General features: G+C 72.2%; 21 protein-coding genes and 2 other RNA genes. 19 read left to right on the top strand and 4 right to left on the bottom strand.

Annotated features, from left to right (window positions below; genetic code table 11):
* Window positions 1-162 precede the first annotated feature (162 nt).
* From GXW74_RS16995 to GXW74_RS16960, 8 genes are all read left to right on the top strand, one after another.
* Entirely contained in the window at window positions 163-1332 is a 1170-nt protein-coding gene (locus GXW74_RS16995; protein ID WP_211847726.1) for a M20 aminoacylase family protein, read from the top strand.
* Between the two features lie 7 nt (window positions 1333-1339).
* Window positions 1340-1658, top strand: a transfer-messenger RNA (tmRNA) gene (gene ssrA / locus GXW74_RS16990).
* Window positions 1659-1698: 40 nt separating this feature from the next.
* Window positions 1699-2223 carry an SspB family protein gene (locus GXW74_RS16985; protein WP_211847725.1) on the top strand — a complete coding sequence of 175 codons (525 nt, stop codon included), beginning with the start codon at window positions 1699-1701 and terminating at the stop codon, window positions 2221-2223.
* A gap of 369 nt (window positions 2224-2592) precedes the next feature.
* Entirely contained in the window at window positions 2593-4254 is a 1662-nt protein-coding gene (locus GXW74_RS16980; protein WP_211847724.1) for a fumarate hydratase, read from the top strand.
* Window positions 4255-4862: 608 nt separating this feature from the next.
* Complete coding sequence (locus tag GXW74_RS16975; RefSeq protein WP_211847723.1) at window positions 4863-5081, top strand: DUF2798 domain-containing protein; 219 nt, start codon at window positions 4863-4865, stop codon at window positions 5079-5081.
* Window positions 5082-5110: 29 nt separating this feature from the next.
* Complete coding sequence (locus GXW74_RS16970; protein ID WP_211847722.1) at window positions 5111-5368, top strand: DUF1272 domain-containing protein; 258 nt, start codon at window positions 5111-5113, stop codon at window positions 5366-5368.
* A gap of 19 nt (window positions 5369-5387) precedes the next feature.
* A complete protein-coding gene (locus GXW74_RS16965) occupies window positions 5388-5780 on the top strand; it encodes a RidA family protein (protein ID WP_211847721.1) in 393 nt (130 codons plus the stop codon).
* Window positions 5781-5786: 6 nt separating this feature from the next.
* Window positions 5787-6194 (top strand): VOC family protein, encoded by a 408-nt coding sequence (locus tag GXW74_RS16960; protein WP_211847720.1) that lies wholly within the window; start codon window positions 5787-5789, stop codon window positions 6192-6194.
* A 65-nt stretch (window positions 6195-6259) separates the two neighbouring features.
* Here GXW74_RS16960 and GXW74_RS16955 read toward each other — a convergent pair whose 3' ends face one another.
* Window positions 6260-6667 (bottom strand): DUF4332 domain-containing protein, encoded by a 408-nt coding sequence (locus tag GXW74_RS16955; RefSeq protein ID WP_211847719.1) that lies wholly within the window; start codon window positions 6665-6667, stop codon window positions 6260-6262.
* Window positions 6668-6758: 91 nt separating this feature from the next.
* Between GXW74_RS16955 and GXW74_RS16950 the strand changes: the two genes are divergently transcribed.
* Together GXW74_RS16950 and GXW74_RS16945 are read left to right on the top strand one after the other, a co-directional pair.
* On the top strand, window positions 6759-8171 hold the full coding sequence (locus tag GXW74_RS16950; protein ID WP_211847718.1) for a class II fumarate hydratase: 1413 nt from the start codon (window positions 6759-6761) through the stop codon (window positions 8169-8171).
* Entirely contained in the window at window positions 8168-8386 is a 219-nt protein-coding gene (locus tag GXW74_RS16945) for a ribbon-helix-helix domain-containing protein (RefSeq protein ID WP_211847717.1), read from the top strand. The genes GXW74_RS16950 and GXW74_RS16945 overlap by 4 nt, the downstream gene beginning before the upstream one ends.
* A gap of 438 nt (window positions 8387-8824) precedes the next feature.
* On the opposite strand, the gene GXW74_RS16940 is transcribed toward GXW74_RS16945, so the two are convergent.
* Together GXW74_RS16940 and GXW74_RS16935 are read right to left on the bottom strand one after the other, a co-directional pair.
* The gene (locus GXW74_RS16940; protein WP_211847716.1) at window positions 8825-11668 is read right to left on the bottom strand and encodes an AsmA family protein; all 2844 of its coding nucleotides are present in this window, start codon (window positions 11666-11668) and stop codon (window positions 8825-8827) included.
* Complete coding sequence (locus GXW74_RS16935; protein ID WP_211847715.1) at window positions 11665-15327, bottom strand: hydantoinase B/oxoprolinase family protein; 3663 nt, start codon at window positions 15325-15327, stop codon at window positions 11665-11667. Before GXW74_RS16935 ends, GXW74_RS16940 begins: the two co-directional genes overlap by 4 nt.
* Window positions 15328-15491: 164 nt before the next feature.
* Here GXW74_RS16935 and GXW74_RS16930 point away from each other — a divergent pair, with 164 nt between their 5' ends.
* The 3 genes from GXW74_RS16930 to GXW74_RS16920 all read left to right on the top strand — a co-directional run bounded on the left by GXW74_RS16930 (window position 15492) and on the right by GXW74_RS16920 (window position 17576).
* Complete coding sequence (locus GXW74_RS16930) at window positions 15492-16259, top strand: TerB family tellurite resistance protein (protein ID WP_211847714.1); 768 nt, start codon at window positions 15492-15494, stop codon at window positions 16257-16259.
* A 62-nt stretch (window positions 16260-16321) separates the two neighbouring features.
* Window positions 16322-17017 (top strand): N-acetylmuramoyl-L-alanine amidase, encoded by a 696-nt coding sequence (locus GXW74_RS16925; protein ID WP_211847713.1) that lies wholly within the window; start codon window positions 16322-16324, stop codon window positions 17015-17017.
* Between the two features lie 4 nt (window positions 17018-17021).
* Window positions 17022-17576, top strand: coding sequence for a nucleotidyltransferase family protein (locus GXW74_RS16920; protein WP_211847712.1), 555 nt, complete (start codon window positions 17022-17024; stop codon window positions 17574-17576).
* Window positions 17577-17798: 222 nt separating this feature from the next.
* On the opposite strand, the gene GXW74_RS16915 is transcribed toward GXW74_RS16920, so the two are convergent.
* Window positions 17799-18065, bottom strand: coding sequence for a DUF1127 domain-containing protein (locus GXW74_RS16915; RefSeq protein ID WP_211847711.1), 267 nt, complete (start codon window positions 18063-18065; stop codon window positions 17799-17801).
* 116 nt (window positions 18066-18181) lie between these two features.
* On the opposite strand from GXW74_RS16915, the gene GXW74_RS16910 reads away from it, so the two are divergent.
* The 6 genes from GXW74_RS16910 to ftsL all read left to right on the top strand — a co-directional run.
* Window positions 18182-19087, top strand: a complete 906-nt coding sequence (locus GXW74_RS16910) for a LysR substrate-binding domain-containing protein (RefSeq protein WP_211847710.1) — start codon at window positions 18182-18184, stop codon at window positions 19085-19087.
* Between the two features lie 36 nt (window positions 19088-19123).
* Window positions 19124-19526: RNase P RNA component class A (gene rnpB, locus GXW74_RS16905), an RNA gene on the top strand.
* A 96-nt stretch (window positions 19527-19622) separates the two neighbouring features.
* Window positions 19623-20054, top strand: a complete 432-nt coding sequence (locus tag GXW74_RS16900; protein WP_211847709.1) for a thiol-disulfide oxidoreductase DCC family protein — start codon at window positions 19623-19625, stop codon at window positions 20052-20054.
* Window positions 20055-20445: 391 nt separating this feature from the next.
* Window positions 20446-20919: a division/cell wall cluster transcriptional repressor MraZ gene (locus tag GXW74_RS16895; protein WP_211847708.1), complete on the top strand. Its 474-nt coding sequence runs from the start codon at window positions 20446-20448 to the stop codon at window positions 20917-20919.
* The gene (gene rsmH, locus GXW74_RS16890; protein ID WP_211847707.1) at window positions 20916-21854 is read left to right on the top strand and encodes a 16S rRNA (cytosine(1402)-N(4))-methyltransferase RsmH; all 939 of its coding nucleotides are present in this window, start codon (window positions 20916-20918) and stop codon (window positions 21852-21854) included. Before GXW74_RS16895 ends, rsmH begins: the two co-directional genes overlap by 4 nt.
* Window positions 21851-22270, top strand: a 420-nt coding sequence (gene ftsL / locus GXW74_RS16885; RefSeq protein ID WP_456306986.1) for a cell division protein FtsL, incomplete at its 3' end; no start/stop codon positions are given. The genes rsmH and ftsL, both read left to right, overlap by 4 nt.

Genomic DNA, 22270 nt, shown 5'->3' with positions numbered 1-22270 from the left:
CCGAAGGGCCTTTGGAAACCGATACTTGAGTGATCGCGGGTCCAGGGGACCGTGTCCCCTGGTGGGGGAGCCCGAGGGGGCAAGCCCCCCTCGCGGGCGGGCCCGTTGGCCGCCGCCCCGGACCGATGCAGCATGGCGCCTTCGTCCGTCCCAGGAACCGCCATGCCCGCCCTCGACGCCATCCGCGCCTTCCACCCCGAGCTCACGGCCATCCGCCGCGACCTGCACGCGCACCCCGAACTCGGCATGGCCGAGCACCGCACGGCGGAGGTGGTCGCCCGGCAGCTCGAATCCTGGGGCATCGAGGTGCATCGCGGCGTCGGCGGCACCGGGGTGGTCGGCGTGCTGCGCAACGGGTCCGGCAACCGCGCCATCGGGCTGCGCGCCGACATGGACGCCCTGCCGATCGAGGAGCTGACCGGCCTGCCCTTCGCCAGCCGGACCAAGGGCGTGATGCATGCCTGCGGCCATGACGGGCACACCACCATGCTGCTGGGCGCCGCACGCTACCTGGCCGAGACCCGCGCCTTCGACGGCATCGTCCACTTCATCTTCCAGCCCGGGGAGGAAGGCTGCGGCGGCGCGCTGGCGATGCTCGAGGACGGGCTGTTCGAGCGTTTCCCCTGCGACGCGATCTTCGGCATGCACAATCGCCCGGGCCTGCCGGTGGGCGAGTACGGCATCCGCCCCGGCCCGACCGCGGCCGGCGGCGCCTTCTTCGACATCCAGGTCTCCGGCAAGGGCGCCCATGGCGCGCGGCCCGAAGCCAGCATCGACCCCGTACTGGCGGCCTGCCACATCACCGCGGCGCTGCAATCGGTGGTTTCGCGCAACCTCTCCCCGCGCGACCCGGCGGTGGTCAGCGTGACCAAGGTGGTGGGCGGGGAGGCCTACAACGTCATCCCCGAAACGGCGACCATCTCCGGCACCGCCCGCTTCTTCACGCGGCCGGTCGGCGAACAGATCGAGGAGGCGATGCGCCGGGTGGCGGACGGCGTGGCCGCCGGATTCGGCGCCAGCGCGACGATGGACTGGCGGCTGATCTTCGCCCCCACCATCAACGATCCCGCCCAGACCGAGGCCTATGCCGAGGCGGCGGCGGAACTGGTCGGCGCCGACCGCGTGGCGCGCGACAGCCCGCCCGGGATGGGTTCGGAGGATTTCTCCTTCATGATGGAGAAGGTCCCCGGTGCCTACATCCATGTCGGCAACGGCGACGGCGCCATGCCGCACAATCCGCGCTACGCCTTCAACGATGAGGCGATTCCCTATGGTGCCGCGCTCTATGCCCGCATCGTGGAACGCGGCCTGCCTAAGGATCGCGAAGGCTGATCGGATTGTCCTCGAAATCCGCGACGCTCTCGCCTATATGAGCCGTGTCACCTCGGTGACTATGGCGATAAACGGCGTATGGAATAAGCGTTGCGGACCCGGGGGCGGTACCCGGCGCCTCCACCATCAACCCCGCCTTGTCAGCGGGTTCTGGGGGCGAAACAGGCTCGACGCGCGCGGTAAAGATACGTCTTTTGCCCGGCATGGTACCGCCGTCATCGGACCAAATCACAAGTGCCAACGACAACAGCCGCGAGGCTGTGGCGCTCGCTGCCTAAATAGGTAAGCGCGGTCCGGGGGGCACCGGGCAACAGAAGCCCCCCACTTCCCTTGGCATCCGTCCCCCTCCTGCACTAGATGGCCCGCATGAGCGACGACGCCGCACCGCCCGAAAGCCTGCTGCCCTACGACACCTGGGCCGAGGAAGCCTTGCGCGAGGTCGCGATCCGCGCGCTCGAGCACGCCGCGGCCGAAGGCCTGCCGGGCGAACACCACTACTACCTGACCTTCCGCACGGACCATCCGGGCACCACGGTGCCGGGCCACCTCAAGGCCCGCTACCCGCAGGAAATCACCATCGTCCTGCAGCACCAGTTCGAGGATCTGGAGGTGGACCGCCAGGCCGGCCGCTTCGGCGTGACGCTGTTCTTCGGCGGCGTGCCTTCCCGCCTGGTGGTGCCCTTCGGGGCGCTGACCATGTTCCACGACCCGCATGTCCGCTTCGGCCTGCGTTTCCCGGCCACGGGCATGGAACCGCCCGCCTTCGAGGACGTGCCGGAGGAGCCGGCGCCCGAGGCGGCCGAGGACCCTGCCACCCCGCCGGCGCCTGCGGCCCCGGCCCAGGTGGTCAGCCTCGACGCCTTCCGGCGGAAGCCCGCGCGCGACGCCTGACCCGCGCCGCGAGGCGCCAGGGACGGCAGGCGCCGTCGTCCCGGTCTTCGCAAGCCCGCCGCGGGTCATCCAGCCGAGGCGCAGGCAAGTCCGAACCGCCCGGCGTGGTGCCCGATCCGGCAGCCCCGCGCCGGTGCTGCCTTGGCCGGGCGGAGCGCCCCCGCCTGCCCTTTCCGCCTGCGGGCCGTTCGTGTCGCCGTCCCGGTTGGCGGCCGGCCCCGCCCTGCGCTAGATGCGCTTCCCCCGAAGGTGGAAGCGCTCCAGCCTTGTTTGAGCGAGCATCTTCACCCGCCCGGGTGATTCCACCCGGACGGGATCTGCTCTAGACCCGCCCCGCGCGCACCCTTTCGCGCGCACCGGAGATTGCGCATGACCCCGCCGCTCGACGCCGCCGCGCCGCCCCGCCCCGAGGGCTTCCTCTACGCGCCGATGTTCCCCCTCGGCGAGGATACGACGCCCTACCGCAAGCTCGACATCGAGGGGGTCTCGGTGATCGAGGTGGAGGGCAAGCGCGTGCTCAAGGTGAAGCCGGAGACGCTGGCGGAGCTCGCCTTCCGCGCCTGCCACGAGGTCTCCCATCTGCTGCGCCCGGCGCATCTGCAGCAGCTCGCGAACATCCTGAAGGACCCCGAGGCGTCGGCGAATGACCGCTTCGTCGCGCTCGACCTGCTCAAGAACGCGAACATCGCCGCCGGCGGCGTGCTGCCCATGTGCCAGGACACCGGCACCGCCATCGTCTTCGGCAAGAAGGGCCAGCGCGTCTGGGTCGAAGGCGATGAGGAGGAGGCGCTGTCCTACGGCGTCGCCCGCACCTACACCGAGACCAACCTGCGCTACTCGATGATGGCGCCGCTCTCGACCTTCGAGGAGACCAACACCGGCAACAACCTGCCGGTCGAGTTCTCCATCATGGCGCAGCCCGGCGAGCACCACGCCGACGAGATGCACCTGATGTTCATCCTCAAGGGCGGGGGGTCGGCCAACAAGACCTTCCTGTACCAGCAGACCCGTGCGGTGCTGAACAAGCCCAAGCTGCTGGCGTTCATCGAGGAGAAGATCAAGACCCTCGGCACCTCGGCCTGCCCGCCCTATCACCTGTCCATCGTGATCGGCGGCACCTCGGCGGAGATGAACCTCAAGACGGTGAAGCTCGGCTCGACCAAGTGGCTCGATGCGCTGCCGACCACGGGCGACAAGTCCGGCCACGCGATCCGCGACACGGAACTGGAAGCCGAGATCCACAAGCTGACGCAGAACCTCGGCATCGGCGCGCAGTTCGGCGGCAAGTATTTCTGCCACGACGTGCGCGTGATCCGCATGGCGCGGCACGGCGCTTCGCTGCCGATCGGCATCGGCGTGTCCTGCTCCGCCGACCGCCAGATCAAGGCGAAGATCACCCCCGAAGGCGTCTTCCTCGAGGAACTGGAGCACGAGCCGGCGCACTACCTGCCCGAGCACACCGAGGACATCCTCGGCGGCGAGGTGGTGAAGATCGACCTCAACCAGCCGATGGACCAGATCCGCGCAACGCTGTCGCAGTATCCGGTGAAGACGCGCGTGTCGCTCACCGGCACCATCGTGGTGGCGCGCGACATCGCCCACGCCAAGCTGCAGGAACGGCTGGATGCCGGCCAGGGCCTGCCGCAGTACATCAAGGACCATCCCGTGTACTACGCGGGGCCGGCCAAGACTCCGCAGGGCTACGCCACCGGCTCCTTCGGCCCGACCACGGCGGGGCGGATGGATTCCTATGTCGAGGCCTTCCAGGCCGCCGGCGGCTCGCTGGTCATGCTGGCCAAGGGCAACCGCTCCAAGCAGGTGCTCAACGCCTGCAGGAAGTATGGCGGCTTCTACCTCGGCTCGGTCGGTGGCCCGGCGGCACGGCTCGCGCAGGACTGCATCAGGAAGGTCGAGGTGCTGGAATACCCCGAGCTCGGCATGGAGGCGGTCTGGCGCATCGAGGTCGAGGATTTCCCCGCCTTCATCGTCGTCGACGACAAGGGGAACGACTTCTACGAGGGGCTGGAGTAGGTCCGGCCCCGCCGGGACGCCACATGGCCCGGCACACGCCTTTGCCGATCCGATCCTCCGGCCGCGGCCGTCATCCGGCGGCCGTCAGCGTCTCATACCAACGGCCGCTATTTGCGACCGCTGGTATCCGGCTTTTCCTGCCCTCAGGCGCCGGGCGCAAACCTCCGGTTTGCTTGGCTTCGCCGGACCACCGGCGGGCCGCATCCGCGGCCTCGGCACGAGTCGAGAACTCGTGCCGCTGGTCTGATACCAACGGCCCTTTGGAATGACCGGTGAGGGCGGAATTGGAGGGGCTCTGCCCCTCCAAGCCACCCCGCCAAAGGCCCGAGGCCTTTGGAAACCATCATCTGGTGCCGCGCGGTTCAGGCAGTCCGATCGCTACGGGCGCGTTTCGTGCGCAAGGGCGGGTTTCGGCATTGATCCTGACAGTGGCGCACGGCGCCAGGTATCGGTTTCCAAAGGCCTCGGGCCTTTGGTGGGGAGAGCCCGAGAGGGGCAAGGCCCCTCTCGGTTCCACAGATCAGGCAAACGGGCCATTGGTATGAGAGCCCGCTTGAGAATGCGCCATTCGGCCCATTCTCGTGTCCGGCACCGGCCCGCACCCCCGCATGCCGGCACGCTTTGCCGGGATCGTCATGCCACCGCGGCTCCTCGTCATCGTGACCTGCATCGTCTGGGGCGCATCCGCCGCGCTCGCGCCCGGCATCCTGGGCGAGGCCCCGACTGCCAGCCCGGCCGACCGGGCCACGTCGTGGCCGGTCGCCTCCCCCATCCTGCTGGTCGTGCTGCCGATCGTGCGCCGCCTCGTCGCGCCGCCCGCGCGATGACAGTATGGGGGCCCGAGGAAGGAACACCGATGCTCCAACTCCGCCCGAACTGCGAATGCTGCGGCCGCGACCTGTCGCCCGAGAGCCGCGACGCGCTGATCTGCTCCTTCGAATGCACCTGGTGCGTGGACTGCGCCCGCACCAAGCTGCCTGGCGGGCTCTGCCCGAACTGCGGCGGGGAGCTGGTGCGCCGGCCGATCCGCCCGGCGGCGAAGCTGGAGACGTTTCCCGCCTCGAAGGACCGCATCCACCGGCCGGACCGCTGCGGCGGCCCGGTCACCGCCTGACCAGCCCCGGAGACGCCCCATGACCGAACGCCGCCTGATCTCCTCCGGCTCGAAGTTCGAGGAGGAGATCGGCTACTCCCGCGCCGTCGTGATCGGCGACGATGTCTGGGTTTCCGGCACCACCGGCTACGACTACACGACCATGACCATCCAGCCGGATGTGGCGGCGCAGGCCGAACAGACCTTCCGCAACATCGCCGCGGCTCTGGCGCAGGCGGGGGCGACGCTCGACGACGTGGTGCGCGTGCTGTTCATCGTGCCGGACCGCGCCGACTGGGAACCCTGCTGGCCGGTGGTGAAGAAATACCTTGGCCGCGCGAGGCCTGCCTCCACCCTGATCCATGCCGGGCTGCAGACCGATGCGATGAAGATCGAGATCGAGGTCACCGCCCGCCTCCCGAAGAAGGCCTGAGCCCGCATGCGCTTCGCCGTCGATCGCCTCGACCACCTGGTCGTCACCTGCCGCGACGTGACCATCTCCGCTTCCTGGTACCAGCGCGTGCTCGGGATGGAGGTCGAGGAATTCGGCCACCATCGCCGTACCGCGCTGAAGTTCGGCGGGCAGAAGATCAACCTCCGGCCGGTCGAATCCACGCAGCAGGAATGGTGGACCGGCGCGGCGGGCGGCGTGCCGGGGACCGAGGATCTCTGCTTCATCGTGACGGTCAGCGCGGAGCAGATCATTGCCCATCTCCAGCGTTGCGGCGTCGCGGTGGAACTCGGCCCGGTGGCGAAGGACGGGGCGCTCGGCCCCATCACCTCCGTCTATTGCCGCGATCCGGACGGCAACCTGATCGAGATCGCGACCTACGGCGAGCCCGACTGATCCCGACGGCCATCTTCGGTGGCCGACGGCATGTGCGCCGCGCCGTCAAGCGCCGGGCGGCGCCTTCAGTACTGCAGCTTGCGCGGCAGGTCCTTCGCCGCGGCGATCCAGCCTTCGACCGCGGCCAGGCCCGGCGCCTGGCGCACCAGCTTCTTCGCGGCGTTGACGGTCTCCATCGCGGCGTACAGGTTGGCGGCCTTGCGCTGCGCCAGCTCGGGCACGGTGTCCACGCCGGCGGCCTCGAGCAGGTCGGCATATTCCTCGCCGATGCCCTTCACCCGCATCAGGTCGGCACGATTGGCGAATTTCAGCACCAGCGCATCGGGGATGCCGGTCGCGGCCGCGAGCGTCGCGCGATCCTTCGGCGTGGCGCATCGGGCCAGCAGCGCGTCGGTGTCCTTCACCCCGGCCGCGCGCAGCTTGTCGCCATAGACCTTCCCGATGCCCTCGATCTCCTCGATCCTGTAGGTCATCGGCGCGGCCTCCCGTGATCTCGATTCGATGGCGACAGGATAACGTTGCGCCCGGCAGGCCGGGCACCAAAATCCGCAGCGGAGCCCCGGCATGACAGCTACCCGCACCGAGACCGATTCCCTCGGCACCATCGAGATCCCCGCCGACCGCTACTGGGGACCGCAGACGGAACGCGCCCGCGCGCTGTTCCGCATCGGCGATGCGCGCCTCGACCCCGGCGTGATCCGCGCCACCGGCCTGCAGAAATGGGCCTCGGCGGAGGCCAACCGCCGCCTCGGCGAACTGCCCGAGGCGATCGCCGAACCGATCAAGGCCGCCGCGGCGGAGGTGGAATCCGGCGCCCGCGACGCCGACTTCCCGCTGCCCGTCTGGCAGACCGGCTCGGGCACCCAGACCAACATGAACGCGAACGAGGTCATCTCCAACCGCGCCAACGAGATGCTCGGCCAGAAGCTGGGCAGCCGGAAGCCGGTCCACCCGAACGACCACGTCAACCGCGGCCAGTCGTCGAACGATTCCTTCCCGACGGTGATGCACCTCGCCGCCGTCCATGCCGTGCGGCACCGCCTGCTGCCGGGCCTGACCGCGCTGCACGCGGCGCTGACCGCCAAGGCTGCGGAGTATGCCGGCATCGTGAAGCTCGGCCGCACGCATCTGATGGATGCGGTGCCGGTCACCCTCGGCGGCGAGTTCGCCACCTGGGCGCGCCAGGTCGAGAACGGCATCGCCCGCGTGGCGGACACCATCCCGCGCCTGCTGCTGCTGCCCCAGGGCGGCACGGCGGCGGGCACCGGGCTCAACCGCCATCCCGATTTCGACGACGCCTTCTGCGCCATCGTCGCCGAGCGCACCGGGGAGGCCTTCGCGCCCAACCCCGACAAGTCCGAAGGCATGGCCGCGCACGACGCCTTCGTCGAACTGCACGGCGCGCTGAACACGGTGGCGGTGTCGCTGACCAAGGTCGCCAACGACATCCGCCTGCTCGGCTCCGGCCCGCGCGCCGGCATCGGCGAGCTGGTCATCCCGGCGGACGGGCTTTCCTCCAGCATCATGCCCGGCAAGACCAACCCGACGCAGAGCGAGGCGCTGACCATGGTCGCCGCCCGCGTCATGGGCAACCACACCACCGTCACCTTCGCAGGCAGCCAGGGGCATCTGGAACTGAACGTCTTCAAGCCGGTCATCATCCAGGCCGTGCTGGAGAGCACGACGCTGCTCGGCGACGCTGCGCGGTCCTTCGCGACGCACATGGTGGCGAAGCTGGAACCCAACCGCGCGCGCATCGCCGACCAGGTGGCGAAGTCGCTGATGCTGGTCACCGCGCTCAATCCCCGCATCGGCTACGATAAGGCGGTGCAGATCGCGAAGCTGGCGCTCGCCGAGGATCTCACGCTGAAGGACGCCGCCGCCCGTCTCGGCCATGTCGCGCCGGAGGATTTCGACCGCTGGGTGCGGCCCGAGGACATGCTGCGCCCCGGCGGCACGCTGGAGGGCGGCGGGTGAAGCCGCATCTGGCCAAGCGCTCCTTCTCGCTGGCCGGGCACCGCACCTCGGTCGCGCTGGAGCCGGAATTCTGGGCGGTGCTGGACGCCGCGGCGAAGGCGCGCGGGCTGAGCCTCGCCGCGCTGGTGGCGGAACTCGACGCCGGCCGGGCCGCCGACGGCGCGCCACTGGCCAGCACGCTGCGGGTCTTCGCGCTGCGCGCGCAGCGCGTCTAGAGCGGTTTCCGTTCGCCTTGGCTCACGGCAACCACTCCAGCCTTTTGTTTTCGCGAGCATCTTTGCCCGATCAGGTGATTCCACCTGATCGGGATCTGCTCTAGCCGGGCGGAAATGGCGGCATGGCGCGCGGGGCTGGCGGGGCGACCGCGCGCGATGCCAGGATTCCGTTACCGGACCAGCGGAAGGGCCGACCGGCATGAGAGGGCCTCCGCCCCTCTCAAACTCTCCCCGCCAAAGGCCGAAAGGCCTTTGGAAACCAATGGTTCAGGGCGATAGGGCCCGAGGGACGCACGCTCGTTCTTGGAGGACGCCCGAAGGGCAAGGCAGCTCGATGGACTGCCGCGGCCGCCATTCGGCCCGGCGCCAAGTCCCGGTTTCCAAAGGCCTTTCGGCCTTTGGCAGAGGGGGTCCGGGGGAGACGGCGTCTCCCCCGCCTCACCGTTCCGCCCGCCACCGCGCCCAGGGCGCGATCTCCGGCTGCCGCCGTGGCGTCTCCGCCGGCCCGGTCACGCGCAGCGCGATCGGCGGCGCCTCGGCCGGCCCCGGCCGCACCAGGAAGCGCAGGTCGAGGTTCCCCCGCGTCAGGTCCACGCTGCCCTCGATCCCGCCGGTCATGCCGCCTTCCCCAGCGATTCGCACGCCTTCGAGCGTCACCACGCCCGCCGCGGCGCGCCAGCCGCCTTCCATCCGTTCCAGCGCCGTCGCGCCGCCGTCCAGGGCGGCGCGCACGCCCTCCTCCGCCGCCACGGCGTCCTCCAAGGCGGCGGCGCCCGCCGCGGCCCCCAGCGCCACCCCGGCGAGCACGCCGTCGGCCACCGCGAAGCGCCCCTCCCCCGTGAGCGTCGCCAGCAGGGCGGCGGGCGCGTGGCCGGCGGCGGAAAAGCGCCCCTGCGCCTCCAGCCTGCCGGAGGCGAGATCGAAGGGCGGGCCGAACAGCGGCCCGGTCAGCGTCACTCCGGACACGCCGAGCGCACCTTCCAGCACCGGCGGCTGCGCCGAGGCATCGAGCGCGATCCGCCCCTCCAGCACGCCGCCGCCGAGCCCGGCGCGCAGCTCGTCCAGCCCGAGACGCCCGCTCTCCAGCCGGAGCTGCGCCGTCGCGTCGCGCAACGCCGGCAGGTCAGGGGAGGCAACCTCCACCGCCGTCACCGCGATATCGGCGTCCATGCGGCCGAGCGCCGCGAGATCGAGCGGTTCGGTCCCGCGCAGCGGCAGGTCGGGCAACGGCAGGCGCTCGGCGGCGAGGCGCCCGGTCAGCCGCGGCCGCGCGCCGTTGAGCGCCAGCGCGAGCTGCCCGCGCGCGCGCAGCCCGCCGGCGACGAGTTCCAGGCTCTCCGCGCCAACGCCGGCCGGCCCGCCGGAGAGCGTCGCGATCAGCGAGAAGGAGCCCTCCCCGAGCCAGGCCGGCGCCTCCTGCGCCCCAAGCAGCATCGCGAGGCGCGGCGCGCCGGGATGGCGCAGCGTCAGCGAGCCGCCGGCGCGGCCCTGCGGCAGGTTCGCATTGGCCTGGCCCTCGAAGCGCAACTCGCCGAACTCGCCCTCGGCGGCGAGCGCCAGGGCCTCGGCCGGCCCGCCCCCGGTGAGCCGCAGCCGCAGCGGCAGCGGCCGCAGACCCGCGGGCAAGGCTGCCGGCGGCGCCAGCGCCTCCGCGAGCGGCCCCAACGCGGGAGCCGCCACTTCCAGCCCGAGATCGGCGAAGCGCGGCGCGCTGCCGAGCGTGACGCTTCCCGCCAGGGAGAGATCCGCGCCGCCGACCCGTCCCGAGAGCCGCCGCAGGCCGATCCGCCCGCCCTCCAGCACGGCATCGAGCGCCGCGCGTTCGGTGGCGATGCCTCGCCAGGCGAGGGTTTCCGCTGCGATGCGCAGGTTCGCGTCGAAGCCCGGCGGGACGCGCAGGGCCTCGGCCCAGGCGGCGGGCGCCGGCAGCAGCCCGTCGAGGTCCAGCCGATCGAAGGACAGGCCGAGGCCGAGCGCCGGGCGGGCGCCGAAGCGCAGCACCCCGGCACCACTGATCCGCGCCCCGTCCAGCACCGCCGCGAGGTCCTGGACGCCGAGCTGCGCCTGGTCGAGCCCGAGCCGCGCGCGCCCTTCGAAGGCGCGCAGCCGGGCCGGATCGTAGCGGTCCACCGGCAGGCCGAAGGCGGCGATCGTCGCGCGCAGGCTCGGTCCGGCGAAGCGCAGGGCGAGCTCCAGCCGCGCGCCCGTAGCCGTGCCCTCCGCCTCGACCTGGGCTTCCCCCGGCAACAGGGCGGAGAGGCCCGAGAGCACCAGCCGCCCGTTCTCCCGCACCACGCCGCCGCGCAGCCGGCGCAGCGTCTGGCCACGGAAGGAGGCCGCCTCGGCGGAGAGGTCCAGCCCCACCGGCAGGGGCGGCGGCTGCGCCCCGCGCAGCGCGGCGATCCAGGCATCGAGGTCGAGCCGGGCCAGCGCCAGCGCGATGTCGAGCCGCGGCGCGGGCGCGAAGCGGAAGGTGGCGGCACCTCGCCCGGTCACGCCACCGAGGTCGAGGGCAAGGTCGTCCGCCGCCGCGATCTCGGCCGTGACGGTCAGCCGGCCGCTGGCGCGGAACGACCCGGCCGGGGAGGCGATGAGCGCGGCGAGGTCGGTGCCGGAGGCCTCGACCCGGCCTTCGAAGCCGCCCTCCCCCACCAGCACGCCGCGGGCGGTGGCCGTCGCGCCCTGCGAGGCCATGGCGAGGTCGAGCGTCGCCACGCCATCGAAGCCGGGTCGGCCGATCACCGCCTCGAAGCGCACCGGAGCGCCGCGCCAGGTGAAGCTGCCCTCGGTGCGCACGGCATCGAGCGGGCCCGGCACGGCAAGGCGCGCGGCGACCCCATCCAGCACGGCGCCGCCGACCGCGACGCGGCTGTCCTCGATGCGCGCGTCGAAGCCGGTCAGCCAGGGCGGCGGGCGCAGCGCGCCGATGCTCTCGGGCGGCCAGGGCAGGTGGATATCGGCGCCGACCAGCACCAGGTCGCGCGGCTCCACCCTTCCCGCCAGCAAGGGCAGCAGGCCGAGACGGAGATGCAGTGCGCGCGCGGAGACGCCGATCTCCGCGCCATCGGTCCCGCCGACGCGGACGGCCTCGGCCTCGACCATCGGCTGCGGCAGCAGCGTCAGGCGGAGCGGCCCTTCCAGCGTCACCGGACGGCCGAGCCGCGCGCTGGCGATCGCCGCCACGCGGTCCCGCTGCGCCTCCCAGTCCAGCAGGCGCGGCCCGATCCAGGCGGCGAGCAGCAGCGCCGCCGGCAAGGCGAGGAGGAGGAGGCGCTTCCTCACCCGGCGGGCACCCCCCAGCCGCCGCCGCCCGGCGTCTCGAGGCCGAAGATGTCGCCCGGCTGCAGGCTGGCGCGGTCGCTGCCCTTCAGTGGCTGCACGCTGCCGTCGGCGCGCTCCACCCATTGCCGCCCGGCGGCGCCGTCCAGGCCCCCTTCGAGGCCGTGCGGCGCGACGGTGCGACGGGAGGCGACGATGACGGCCTCCATCGGTCGCAGGAAGCGGATGCGGCGGCGGGACCCGTCGCCGCCATGCCACCGCCCCGCACCGCCCGAGCCGCGGCGGATGGAGAATTCCTCCAGCCGCACCGGGTAGCGGAGTTCGAGGATCTCCGGGTCGGTCATGCGCGTGTTGGTCATGTGCGTCTGCACCGGGCCGGTGCCGTGGAATCCCGGGCCGGCGCCGGTGCCGCCGCAGATCGTCTCGTAGTACTGGTAGGTGGCATCGCCGAAGAGAAGGTTGTTCATCGTCGCCTGCGCCGACGCACAGGCGCCCAGCGCGGCCAGCACCGCGTTGCAGGTCATCTGGCTGACCTCGGTGTTGCCGGCGACCACCGCCGCGCCGGGCCGCGGGCTGAGGAAGGTGCCGTCGGGGATCACGATCTCCAGCGGCTTGAGGCAGCCGTCGTTGAGCGGGATGTCCTCGCCCACCAGGCAGCGGAAGCAGTAGAGCACCACGGCGCGGCAGACGGCGGAAGGCGCATTGAAGTTGTCCGGCCGCTGCGGCCCGGTGCCGGTGAAGTCGATCACCGCGCGGCGCTGCGCGTGGTCGACGCGGACGGAGACCTTCAGCGGCGTGCCGTCGTCGATGAAGGTGGCGAACTCGCCATCCGGCAGGCGTTCCAGCACGCGGCGGACGGATTCCTCCGCATTGTCCATCACGTGCTTCATGTAGGCGCGCACGGTAGGCAGGCCGAACTCGGCGACGGCGCGCTGGAGTTCCTGCACGGCCTTCTCGTTGGACGCGACCTGCGCCTTGATGTCGGCGACGTTCACGTCCGGGCTGCGCGCCGGGTACTTCGCCCCGGCCAGCACCGCACGGAACTCGGCCTCGCGGATGGTGCCGCCATCGACCAGCAGGAAGTCGTCGATGACGACGCCTTCCTCCTCCAGCGTCTTCGACCCTGGCGGCGTCGAGCCCGGCGTCAGGCCGCCGATGTCGGCGTGGTGGCCGCGGCTGCCGACGAAGAACAGGATCTCCGCCCCCGCCGCGTCGAAGACCGGGGTGATGACGGTGATGTCGGGCAGATGCGTGCCGCCGTTGGACGGGTTGTTGAGCGCCACCACGTCGCCGGGCTTCAGCGTGGACCGGCGCGAGCGGATCACCGTCCGCACGCTCTCGCCCATCGCTCCCAGATGCACCGGCACATGCGGCGCGTTCGCCACCAGGTAGCCCTCGGCGTCGAAGATGGCGCAGGAGAAGTCGAGCCGCTCCTTGATGTTCACGGACAGCGAGGTGTTCTGCAGCACCGCGCCCGCCTGCTCGGCGATGTTCATGAACAGGTTGTTGAACAGCTCCAGCATCACCGGGTCGGGGCGCGAGGCATCGGCCAGGCGCGCGGCCTCGCGCTGCTCGGTGCGGCGCAGGACGAGGTGGTTGCGCCCGGTGACTTCCGCGGTCCAGCCGGGCTCGACGACCGTGGTCGCATTGGCCTCGCGGATCAGCGCGGGGCCCTTGAGCCGGTCGCCGGCATGCAGCGCCTCGCGGTCATAGACCGGGGCGGCGTGCTCCGTACCCTCGGTGAAGAGCGGCACGGTGTCGATCGCGGCCGGCACCTCGCCGGGCCGGCGCGCGGGCAGCGCGGCCTCGTCGACCTGCTCGCCGGGCATGGTGACCTCGGCGATGCAGGCTTCCACCACCACCGGGCGTTCCGGCGTGGCGAAGCCGAAGCGGCGGCGATGCGCCTCGGTGAAGGCGGCCAGCACCTCCTCATGCGCGCCGAAGGCGACCGGCAGGAAGGCATCGGTGCCCGCGTAGCGCAGGTGCAGCCGGCGCGCGACCTTGAGCCGCGCCGCGTCGGCACCCTGGCGGATCAGCTCCGCGCGGCCGTCCTCGGCCAGCGCATCGAGCCGCGCGGCGAGGTCGGCCATGCCGCCCGCCGTCAGCGGCGCCTCCACCGCGCCCTCGCGGATCGCCGCCTGATCCGCCAGTCCCATGCCATAGGCGGAGAGCACGCCGGCGAAGGGATGGATGAACACCGTCTCCATGCCGAGCGCGTCGGCGACCAGGCAGGCGTGCTGCCCGCCCGCGCCGCCGAAGCACTGCAGGGCGAAGCGCGTGGCGTCGTGGCCCTTCTGGATGCTCACCTGCTTGATGGCGTTCGCCATGTTGGCGACGGCGATGCGCAGGAAGCCCTCGGCGACCTTGCGCGGATCCTGCGGCGTGCCGGTGGCTGCGGCGATCTCCTCGGCCAGCGCCGCGAACTTCGCGCGGACGACCTCGGCATCCAGGGGCTGGTCGCCATCCGGGCCGAAGATCGCCGGGAAATGCCGCGGCTGGATCTTGCCGACCATGACGTTGGCATCCGTCACGGCAAGCGGCCCGCCACGGCGGTAGCAGGCCGGCCCCGGCACCGCGCCCGCGGAATCCGGCCCGACGCGCATGCGCGCGCCGTCGAAATGCAGGATGGAGCCGCCGCCCGCCGCGACCGTGTTGATCGCCATCATCGGCGCGCGCATGCGCACGCCGGCGACCTCGGTTTCGAAGGCGCGCTCGAACTCGCCGGCATAGAGGGCGACGTCGGTGCTGGTTCCCCCCATGTCGAAGCCGATGATGCGATCGAACCCGCCCATCCCGGCGGTGCGCGCCGCACCGACGATGCCGCCGGCGGGGCCGGACAGGATCGCATCCTTGCCCTGGAAGCTACCGGCCTCGGTCAACCCGCCGTTCGACTGCATGAAGTACAGCCGCACGCCCTTGTCCGGGCCGGCCGATTCACGCCTCCCGCCTGCGGCGTCCGGCGAGCGGACGGCCTGCAGTTCGGAGGCCACCTGGTCGACATAGCGCCGCAGCACCGGCGACAGATACGCATCGACCACCGTGGTGTCGCCGCGCGGCACGATGCGCGGCAGCGGGCTCGCCTGGTGGCTCAGCGAGACCTGGGTGAAGCCTTCCTCGCGCGCGATCGCGCCGATCCGCTGCTCATGCTCCGGATGTGCCCAGGCATGCATCAGCACGATGGCGACGGCGCGGATGCCTTCGGCGAAGGCGGCCTTCAGCGCGGCACGCGCGGCGTCCTCGTCCAGCGCCTCGATCTCCGCCCCGTCCACCGCGACACGGCCGCCGATCTCGGCGACGCGCTCATGCAACAGTTCCGGCAGCCGCACATCGAGGTCGAACAGGCGCGGCCGCGCCTGGTTGCCGATGCGCAGCATGTCGCCGAAGCCGCGGTTGACGATCAGCAGCACCCGCTCGCCCTTGCGCTCCAGCAGCGCATTGGTGGCGACGGTGGTGCCCATCTTCACCGCCTCGATGGCGCCGGCGGGCACCGGCGCGCCCGGCGCCACGCCGAGCGTCTCCCGGATGCCGGCCACCGCCGCGTCACGGTAGCGCTCCGGATTCTCGGACAGCAGCTTGCGCGTCGTCAGCCGCCCCTCCGGATCCCGCGCCACGATGTCCGTGAAGGTGCCGCCACGATCGATCCAGAACTGCCAGCCGGCCATGCATCCACCTCATCCGCGGCCCCGCCGCCCCGGGGCCGCGTGCCCGGCCCGCAGCCGCGCGGCGGCCCGTCCTGGCAATAGAGACGCGCCGCGCGGGCGGCAAGGCAGCGCGCCTGACGCCCGGGCGGCTTTGTGCTAGCACTCACCCGAGAGGTGCATGCGCTTTGAGCTTCTGGGGAAAGATCCTGGGCAGCATGGCGGGCTTCGCCATGGGCGGGCCGGTCGGCGCCATGGTGGGTGCCGCGCTTGGCCACGCGGCCGACCACGGCGCCATGCCGGGCCCCGGGCGCATCCCGCCCAACGCCGCCGACATGGTCCACATGCTGGGCGGCAAGGAGAACCTGTTCTCCTTCGCCGTCGTCGTGCTCGCGGCCAAGCTCGCCAAGGTGGACGGCCCGGTGAAGCGGGCAGAGATCGACGCCTTCCGGCAGATGTTCCGCGTGCCGGAGGAAGGGCTGCGCGAGGTCGGACGCCTGTTCGACCAGGCGCGCGAGGATGCCGAGGGATGGGAACCCTTCGCCCAGAAGCTCGGCGAGGCCTTCGCCGACAACAAGGCGATGCTCGAGGACGTGCTCGCCGCCCTGGTGCGCATCGCCCGCGCGGACGGGCCGGTCACCAGGTCCGAGGGCGACATGCTGCGCGGCATCCATGCGCGCTTCGGGCTCGACGCCGCGGCCTGGCAACGCGCCAAGGGCGGCACGCCGCGCGGCGCCCCGGCACAGCAGATGGAGGATCCCTATCCGGTGCTGGGGCTGACGCGCGAAGCCTCCGACGAACAGGTGCGGGCAGCCTGGCGGCAACTTATGCGGGAGAACCATCCGGACAGCCTCGCCGCACGCGGCGTGCCGGAGGAATTCGTCAAGCGCGCCACGTCGAAGGTCGCCGACATCAACGCGGCCTGGGACCGGATCAAGCGGGAACGCGGGCTGTGACGAAAGGTCGGGGGGAGCGAACTCCCCCCGCATCCCCCCTCCTTCTTTCCGAACCCGGGCCGATGCACGCGGCGGTGCCGCTCCATGTCCGGGACGCGCCGAGCCCCAACCAGGACGGGCGGCCGGAAGGCACGCCGGTCGACATGCTCGTGCTGCACTACACGGGGATGCGCACGGGAAAGGAGGCGATCGACCGGCTGCGCGACCCGGCGGCCAAGGTCTCCTCGCATTACGTCGTGGAGGAGGACGGCACGATTTTCCGCCTGGTGGCCGAAGACCGGCGCGCCGCCCATGCCGGCATCTCCCATTGGCGCGGGCATGCGGCGCTGAATGGGCGCTCCATCGGCATCGAGATCGTCAATCCCGGCCACGAATGGGGCTACCGGCCCTTCCCCGCACTGCAGATGGCCGCCGTCTGCGACCTCTGCCTCGACATCCTGGCGCGGCACCCGATCCCGGCCCGCAACGTCGTCGGGCACAGCGACATCTCGCCGGACCGCAAGCAGGACCCGGGCGAGCTCTTTGACTGGGAAGGCCTGGCTGCGAACGGCGTCGGGCTGTGGCCGAAGGCCGATCCACCGCCGCCGCCGGACAGCGAGACGCTGCCGCTGCTCGGCGCCATCGGCTACCGCACGGACCTGCCGCTCTCCGTGCTGCTCACCGCCTTCCAGCGCCACTGGCTGCCGCAGCGCACCGATGGCATCGCGGATGCCGGGACGCGCGCGCGCCTCGCCGCCGTGGCCGCGCTCTGCCGCTGACGGCATGCGCGACGCCGCGGACCTCGCCCGCTTCGTCGCCGGCCGGCCGGCGATGCTCGACCGGCTCGCCACCGTCGCCGCCCATGGTCCGCCGCACGCCTGGATCGGTGCCGGCTTCCTGCGCAACGCGGTATGGGATGCGCTGACCGGCCGCGACCCGGATGCCATTCCGCCCGCCGATCTCGATGTGGTGTTCCATGACGCGGCGGATGCCTCGCCGGAGCGCGATGCGGCGGCGGAAGCGGCCCTCTCCGCTGCCGCGCCGGGCCTGCCCTGGTCGGTCGCGAACCAGGCGCGCATGCACGCCCGCAACGGCCATGCGCCCTATCGCGACCTGGCTGAGGCGCTGGCGCATTGGCCCGAGACCGCGACCGCCGTGGCTGCGCGCCTCGGCCCCCGCGGCGTGGAGATCCTCGCGCCCCACGGCCTCGAGGACCTGTTTGCGCTGATCGCCCGCCCGACGCCTGCGCATCGGGCGCAGCCGGCGGCGATGCTCGCCCGCATCGCCGCCAAGGCCTGGACCACCCGCTGGCCCGCCCTGCGCCTTCTGGCGGAGTAATGCCAGCGGCACGGGTTCTTGCCTCGTGCCGAGGCCGCGAAGGCGGCCCGCCGGTGGTCCGGCGAAGCCAAGCAAACCGGAGGTTTGCGCCCGGCGCCTGAGGGCAGGAAAAGCCGGATACCAGCGGCCGCAAGTAGCGGCCGCTGGTATAACGGATTCCAAGGGCCTTTCGGCCCTTGGCGGGGAGAGCGCGAGAGGGGCGGCGCCCCTCTCGCATCATCGTCACCTGCCGTGCTTCCACCACGGCAGCACCTGCCCGGTGCCCTCGCGCCCGTGCCGGATCGCCTGCTCGACCTCGCTGCGGACGATGCCGATGTCGCGCAGGATCCGGTCATCCATCTCGCCGATCAGCCGGCGGGCCCGTCGGCGTTCCATGGCATCGACCGCCTTGAACCACAGGCGCATCAGCGGCCCTGGCCCGGCGACCGTGTCGTGCCCGGCGGGATGCCTTGCGGTCCCGAGGGTGGTTGCGATGCGTTCGACGGACATGGTCGGCTCCATCGGCGCGGGGTTGCGTGTCGCGCCGTACCGGGAAGCCTTGCGCGCATGGCATGGCTCGCGGAAGCGCCTCGCATTCACGCCGGACGTGAGGAATACTCACTGCCATGCGCCCGACCCGCCTGCCCAGCATGGAACAGCTCCGCGCGCTCGACGCCGCGCTGCGCGCCGGCAGTTTCGGGCGCGGCGGCGCCGCGCTCGGCCTGACGCACGGCGCCATCAGCCGCCACATCGCGGCGCTGGAGGAGATGCTCGGCGCGCCGCTGTTCCAGCGCGGCCCGCGGGGGGCCGAACCGACCGCCCTAGGAACCCGCTACCATGCCGAGATCGCCCCTCTGCTCGCCAGGATCGAGGAAGCGACGCGCCGTGCCGCCGCGCGCGGCCGCCGGCGCGCGCAGGACGACGCGGGCGAGGTGCGCGTCGGCGTGGTGCCGACCTTCGCCGCGCGCTGGCTGCTGCCGCGCCTGCCCGCCTTCACCAAGGCGCATCCCGGAATCCGCGTGGACGTGGTGGCGACCACCGAACTGCAGGACCCGCAGCGCAACGGGCTCGATTTCCTCGTGCGCCACGGGCTGCCGCCCTGGCCGGGCCTCGAGGCCGAGCTCCTGATGGCGGAGACGCTGCGCCCGGTGCGCTCGCCGCAGTTCCGGCTGCGCGGCACGCCATCCCTGAAGGCGATCGCCGAGCGGCTGCCGCTGATCTTCGACGTCAACCGGGACCATTGGGCGGGCTGGCTCGCCGCCGCCGGCTGGCGCGGGGAAGCACCGAGCAAAGGCCTGGTGTTCAGCGATTTCACGCTGACGCTCGAAGCCGCGGCGGCGGGGCTCGGCCTGGCGCTGACGCGCGGCGACCTGGCGGAACGCGAGATCGCCTCGGGCCGCCTGGTCTATGCGCATCCCTTCGTCGCCCCCGGGCCGCGCGCCTTCCACCTGGCGAAGACGGTCGGCCCGCTGCGCCGGCCTGCACAGGTGCTGTGGGATTGGATGCGCGCGCAAGCAGCAGCACCCGCTTGACGCGCCGCCCCGCGCGGGCGCACACGAGGCGCGGCGTCAGACGGCCGGGCGGCCGCTGGCCTGCGAGCGATCGCGGGCTGGAGGAAAGTCCGGGCTCCACGGGACTACGGTGCCGGTCAACGACCGGCGGGGGCGACCCCAGGGAAAGTGCCACAGAGAACAGACCGCCGCGGCGTGGCGACACTCCGCGGCAAGGGTGAAACGGTGCGGTAAGAGCGCACCGCGCTTCCGGCAACGGCGGCGGCACGGCAAACCCCACCGGGAGCAAGGCCGAATAGGGGCGGACGGCGAGGCGCGGCAACGCGCTGACGCAGGGGCGGTCCCGCCCTTCCGCCCGGGTTGGCCGCGCGAAGCCCGCAGCGATGCGGGCTCCAGAGGAATGGCCGTCCATGCCCGGCGACGGGCAAGACAGAACCCGGCTTACAGGCCGTCTGGCGCCGCCTTCGTCCGATGCCGGGCACATCCCGGGCAGGCCCCGTGCGCGCTGCCGCCCTCCGGATTCCGCACCGGCCGCTTCCGGGCTGTCCGTGCACGCATGGCAGCGAGCGGCGCCATCGTGGTGTTCGACACCGACTATGCGCTGTGCAGCGGGATGGTGTCGTTCGTCCCCGCCCACGAGCAGGCACCGACCCTGCGCTTCGCCGGCGCCTGGTCGGAAGAAGGGCTGGCGATGGCCGAGCGGCACGGCTTCGCCCGCGCCGATCTCGATGAGACCTTCCCGGTTCTGCACGGCGATCAAGTGCTGGCACGCTCCGATGCAGGGATCGCGGTCCTGCGCCATCTGCGCACACCGTGGCGATGGCTCGTTGTCCTGGGGCTGCTGCCCCGGCCGTTGCGGGATGCCGTCTATGGCTTCGTCGCGCGGCGGCGCTACCGCTGGTTCGGCCGCCGCAGCGACTGCACGGTGGTGCCGGCGGCGCAGCGCCACCGCTTCATCGGGGTGCGCTGCGCGCCGCGCCCGACCTGACCGAGGCACCGGCGGCGCACGTCCGGCGCGACCACCGCTGCGGTGGAGAGGGTGGCGAAAGCGGCCTTGCAGGCCGGTCTGCGACAGGCCCGGTCAAAATCCTTCGCCTTCCCTGAACAATCGATGCAGGCTCTTCTTCCAAGCGCCAGAATTCACAGTGTTTTTCAGGCAACATGCGCGCGGCGAAATGATTCTTCTCCCTTGCTGTCCCGGATTTTCCCGTGTTATCCCATGTCATCCCGTGAGGGTCCCAGAACGCTCGGGGGGGCGAGCGGGACACGGAGCGGGATGGTCGGGCGAGCCGGCGGGGTCGGGGGGCCTCGCCGGCCGCTGATCCAGGGCGGAACAGCAGTTTGGAGCGGCGCCACCCGGCGGCCGCACGCGGGGGGCGATGACCCAGTTCCTGGGCACGCACAAGGGCAAGCTGGACAAGAAGGGCCGCATCTCGGTCCCGGCCCAGTTCCGCGCGGTCCTCGAAGCGCTTGGAACCTCGGACATCGTGCTCTTCCCGTCCTTCCGTCATCCCTGCATCGAGGTCTGGCCGCAGCCCGCCTTCGCCGCCCTGTCGGCCGGCCACACGCAGCTCGACATCTTCTCCGACACCGCCGACAACCTCGCCGCCGCCCTGTTCGCCACCGCCCACCCCGCCCGCCCCGACGGCGAGGGCCGCCTGGTCCTGCCCGAGGAGCTGGTGGCGGAAGCCGGCCTGTCGGAAGGCGTCTCCTTCATCGGCGCCAACCAGTGCTTCCAGATCTGGGACACCGAGCGCGCCATCGCCCATGTCCGCGACGCCCGCGCCCGCGCCCGCGACTTCAAGCTGACCCTGCCGAGCCCCGCCGCCCGACCGCAGGGGGAAGCGCGATGACCGGCCACCTCCCCGTCATGCTGGCCGAGGTCGTCGCCACGCTCGCCCCGCGTGACGACGCGACCTATCTCGACTGCACTTTCGGCGGCGGCGGCTATGCGCGGGCTATCCTCGACTCCGCGCCACGCTGCACGCTCTACGCCATGGACCGCGACCCCGACGCCATCGCCCGGGGCGCCGCGCTGGCGGCGCGATACGCTCCGCGGCTGCAGCTCATCGAAGGCCGCTTCGGCGACATGCTGGAACATCTCGCCGCGCGCGGGATCACCGCGCTCGACGGCGTGGTGATGGATCTCGGCGTCTCCTCCTTCCAGCTCGACCAGGCGGAGCGCGGCTTCTCCTTCCGCGCCGACGGCCCGCTCGACATGCGCATGGAGAAGGAAGGCCCCTCCGCCGCGGACCTCGTGAACACGCTGCCCGAGAGCGAGCTGGCCGACATCCTGTTCCACCTGGGCGAGGAACGCTTCGCCCGCCGCATCGCCCGCGCCATCGTCGAGCGCCGCAAGGAGCAGCGCTTCGAGACGACGGCCGACCTCGCCGCGCTGGTGCGCTCCAAGGTGCCCCGCGATCCCTCCGGCATCGACGGCGCGACGCGCTCCTTCCAGGCGCTGCGCCTCGCGGTGAACGACGAGCTCGGCGAGGTGGAGCGCGGCCTCGCCGCCGCGGCGCGGCTGCTGGCGCCAGGCGGCCGCCTCGTCGTCGTCGCCTTCCATTCGCTGGAAGACCGTATCGCCAAGCGCTTCATGGCGGAGGCCGCCGGGCGCACCGGCGGCGCCTCCCGCCACGATCCCGGCGCGCTCGCCGCGCGCGCCGCGCCGCGCTTCCGCCTGCTGACCCCACGCGCGCTGCGTCCCGGCCCGGCCGAGACGTCGGCGAACCCGCGCGCCCGCTCCGCCCGCCTGCGTGCCCTCGAACGACTGGAGGAGGCCGCATGATCCGCCCCCTGACCCTCGTCACCCTCGCCGCCGCCGCCGGCGCGGGGCTCTACCTCTACCAGGTGAAGCACTCGGTATCGCAGCTCGACCGTGAGCTGCGCGAGATCAACCGCCGCACCGAGCAGGCGCGCGAGCGCACCCAGGTGCTGCGCGCCGAATGGGCGCTGCTGAACGAGCCGGACCGCCTGCGCCAGGTGGCGCAGCGCCACCTGACGCTCGAGCCGATGGCGCCGGCGCAGTTCGTCCGCATGTCGGAGATGGAGCGCCGCCTGCCCGGCCCGCGCAGCTTCGCCGGCACGCCTTCCCTGTTCGCGCCGGTGGAGCCCTCGGGCGACGGCAGCGCCACCGCCATCGCGATCGCCGCCGCGGCGCCGCGCATGCGGCCGGGCAGCGCGCCCGCCGAAGCCCCGGCCGGC

It is taken from the genome of Neoroseomonas eburnea (genome assembly GCF_018129005.1).
GTDB lineage: Bacteria > Pseudomonadota > Alphaproteobacteria > Acetobacterales > Acetobacteraceae > Neoroseomonas > Neoroseomonas eburnea.
Note: the sequence above shows the minus strand (reverse complement) of the source record. Positions and strands in the feature narration are given on the sequence as shown.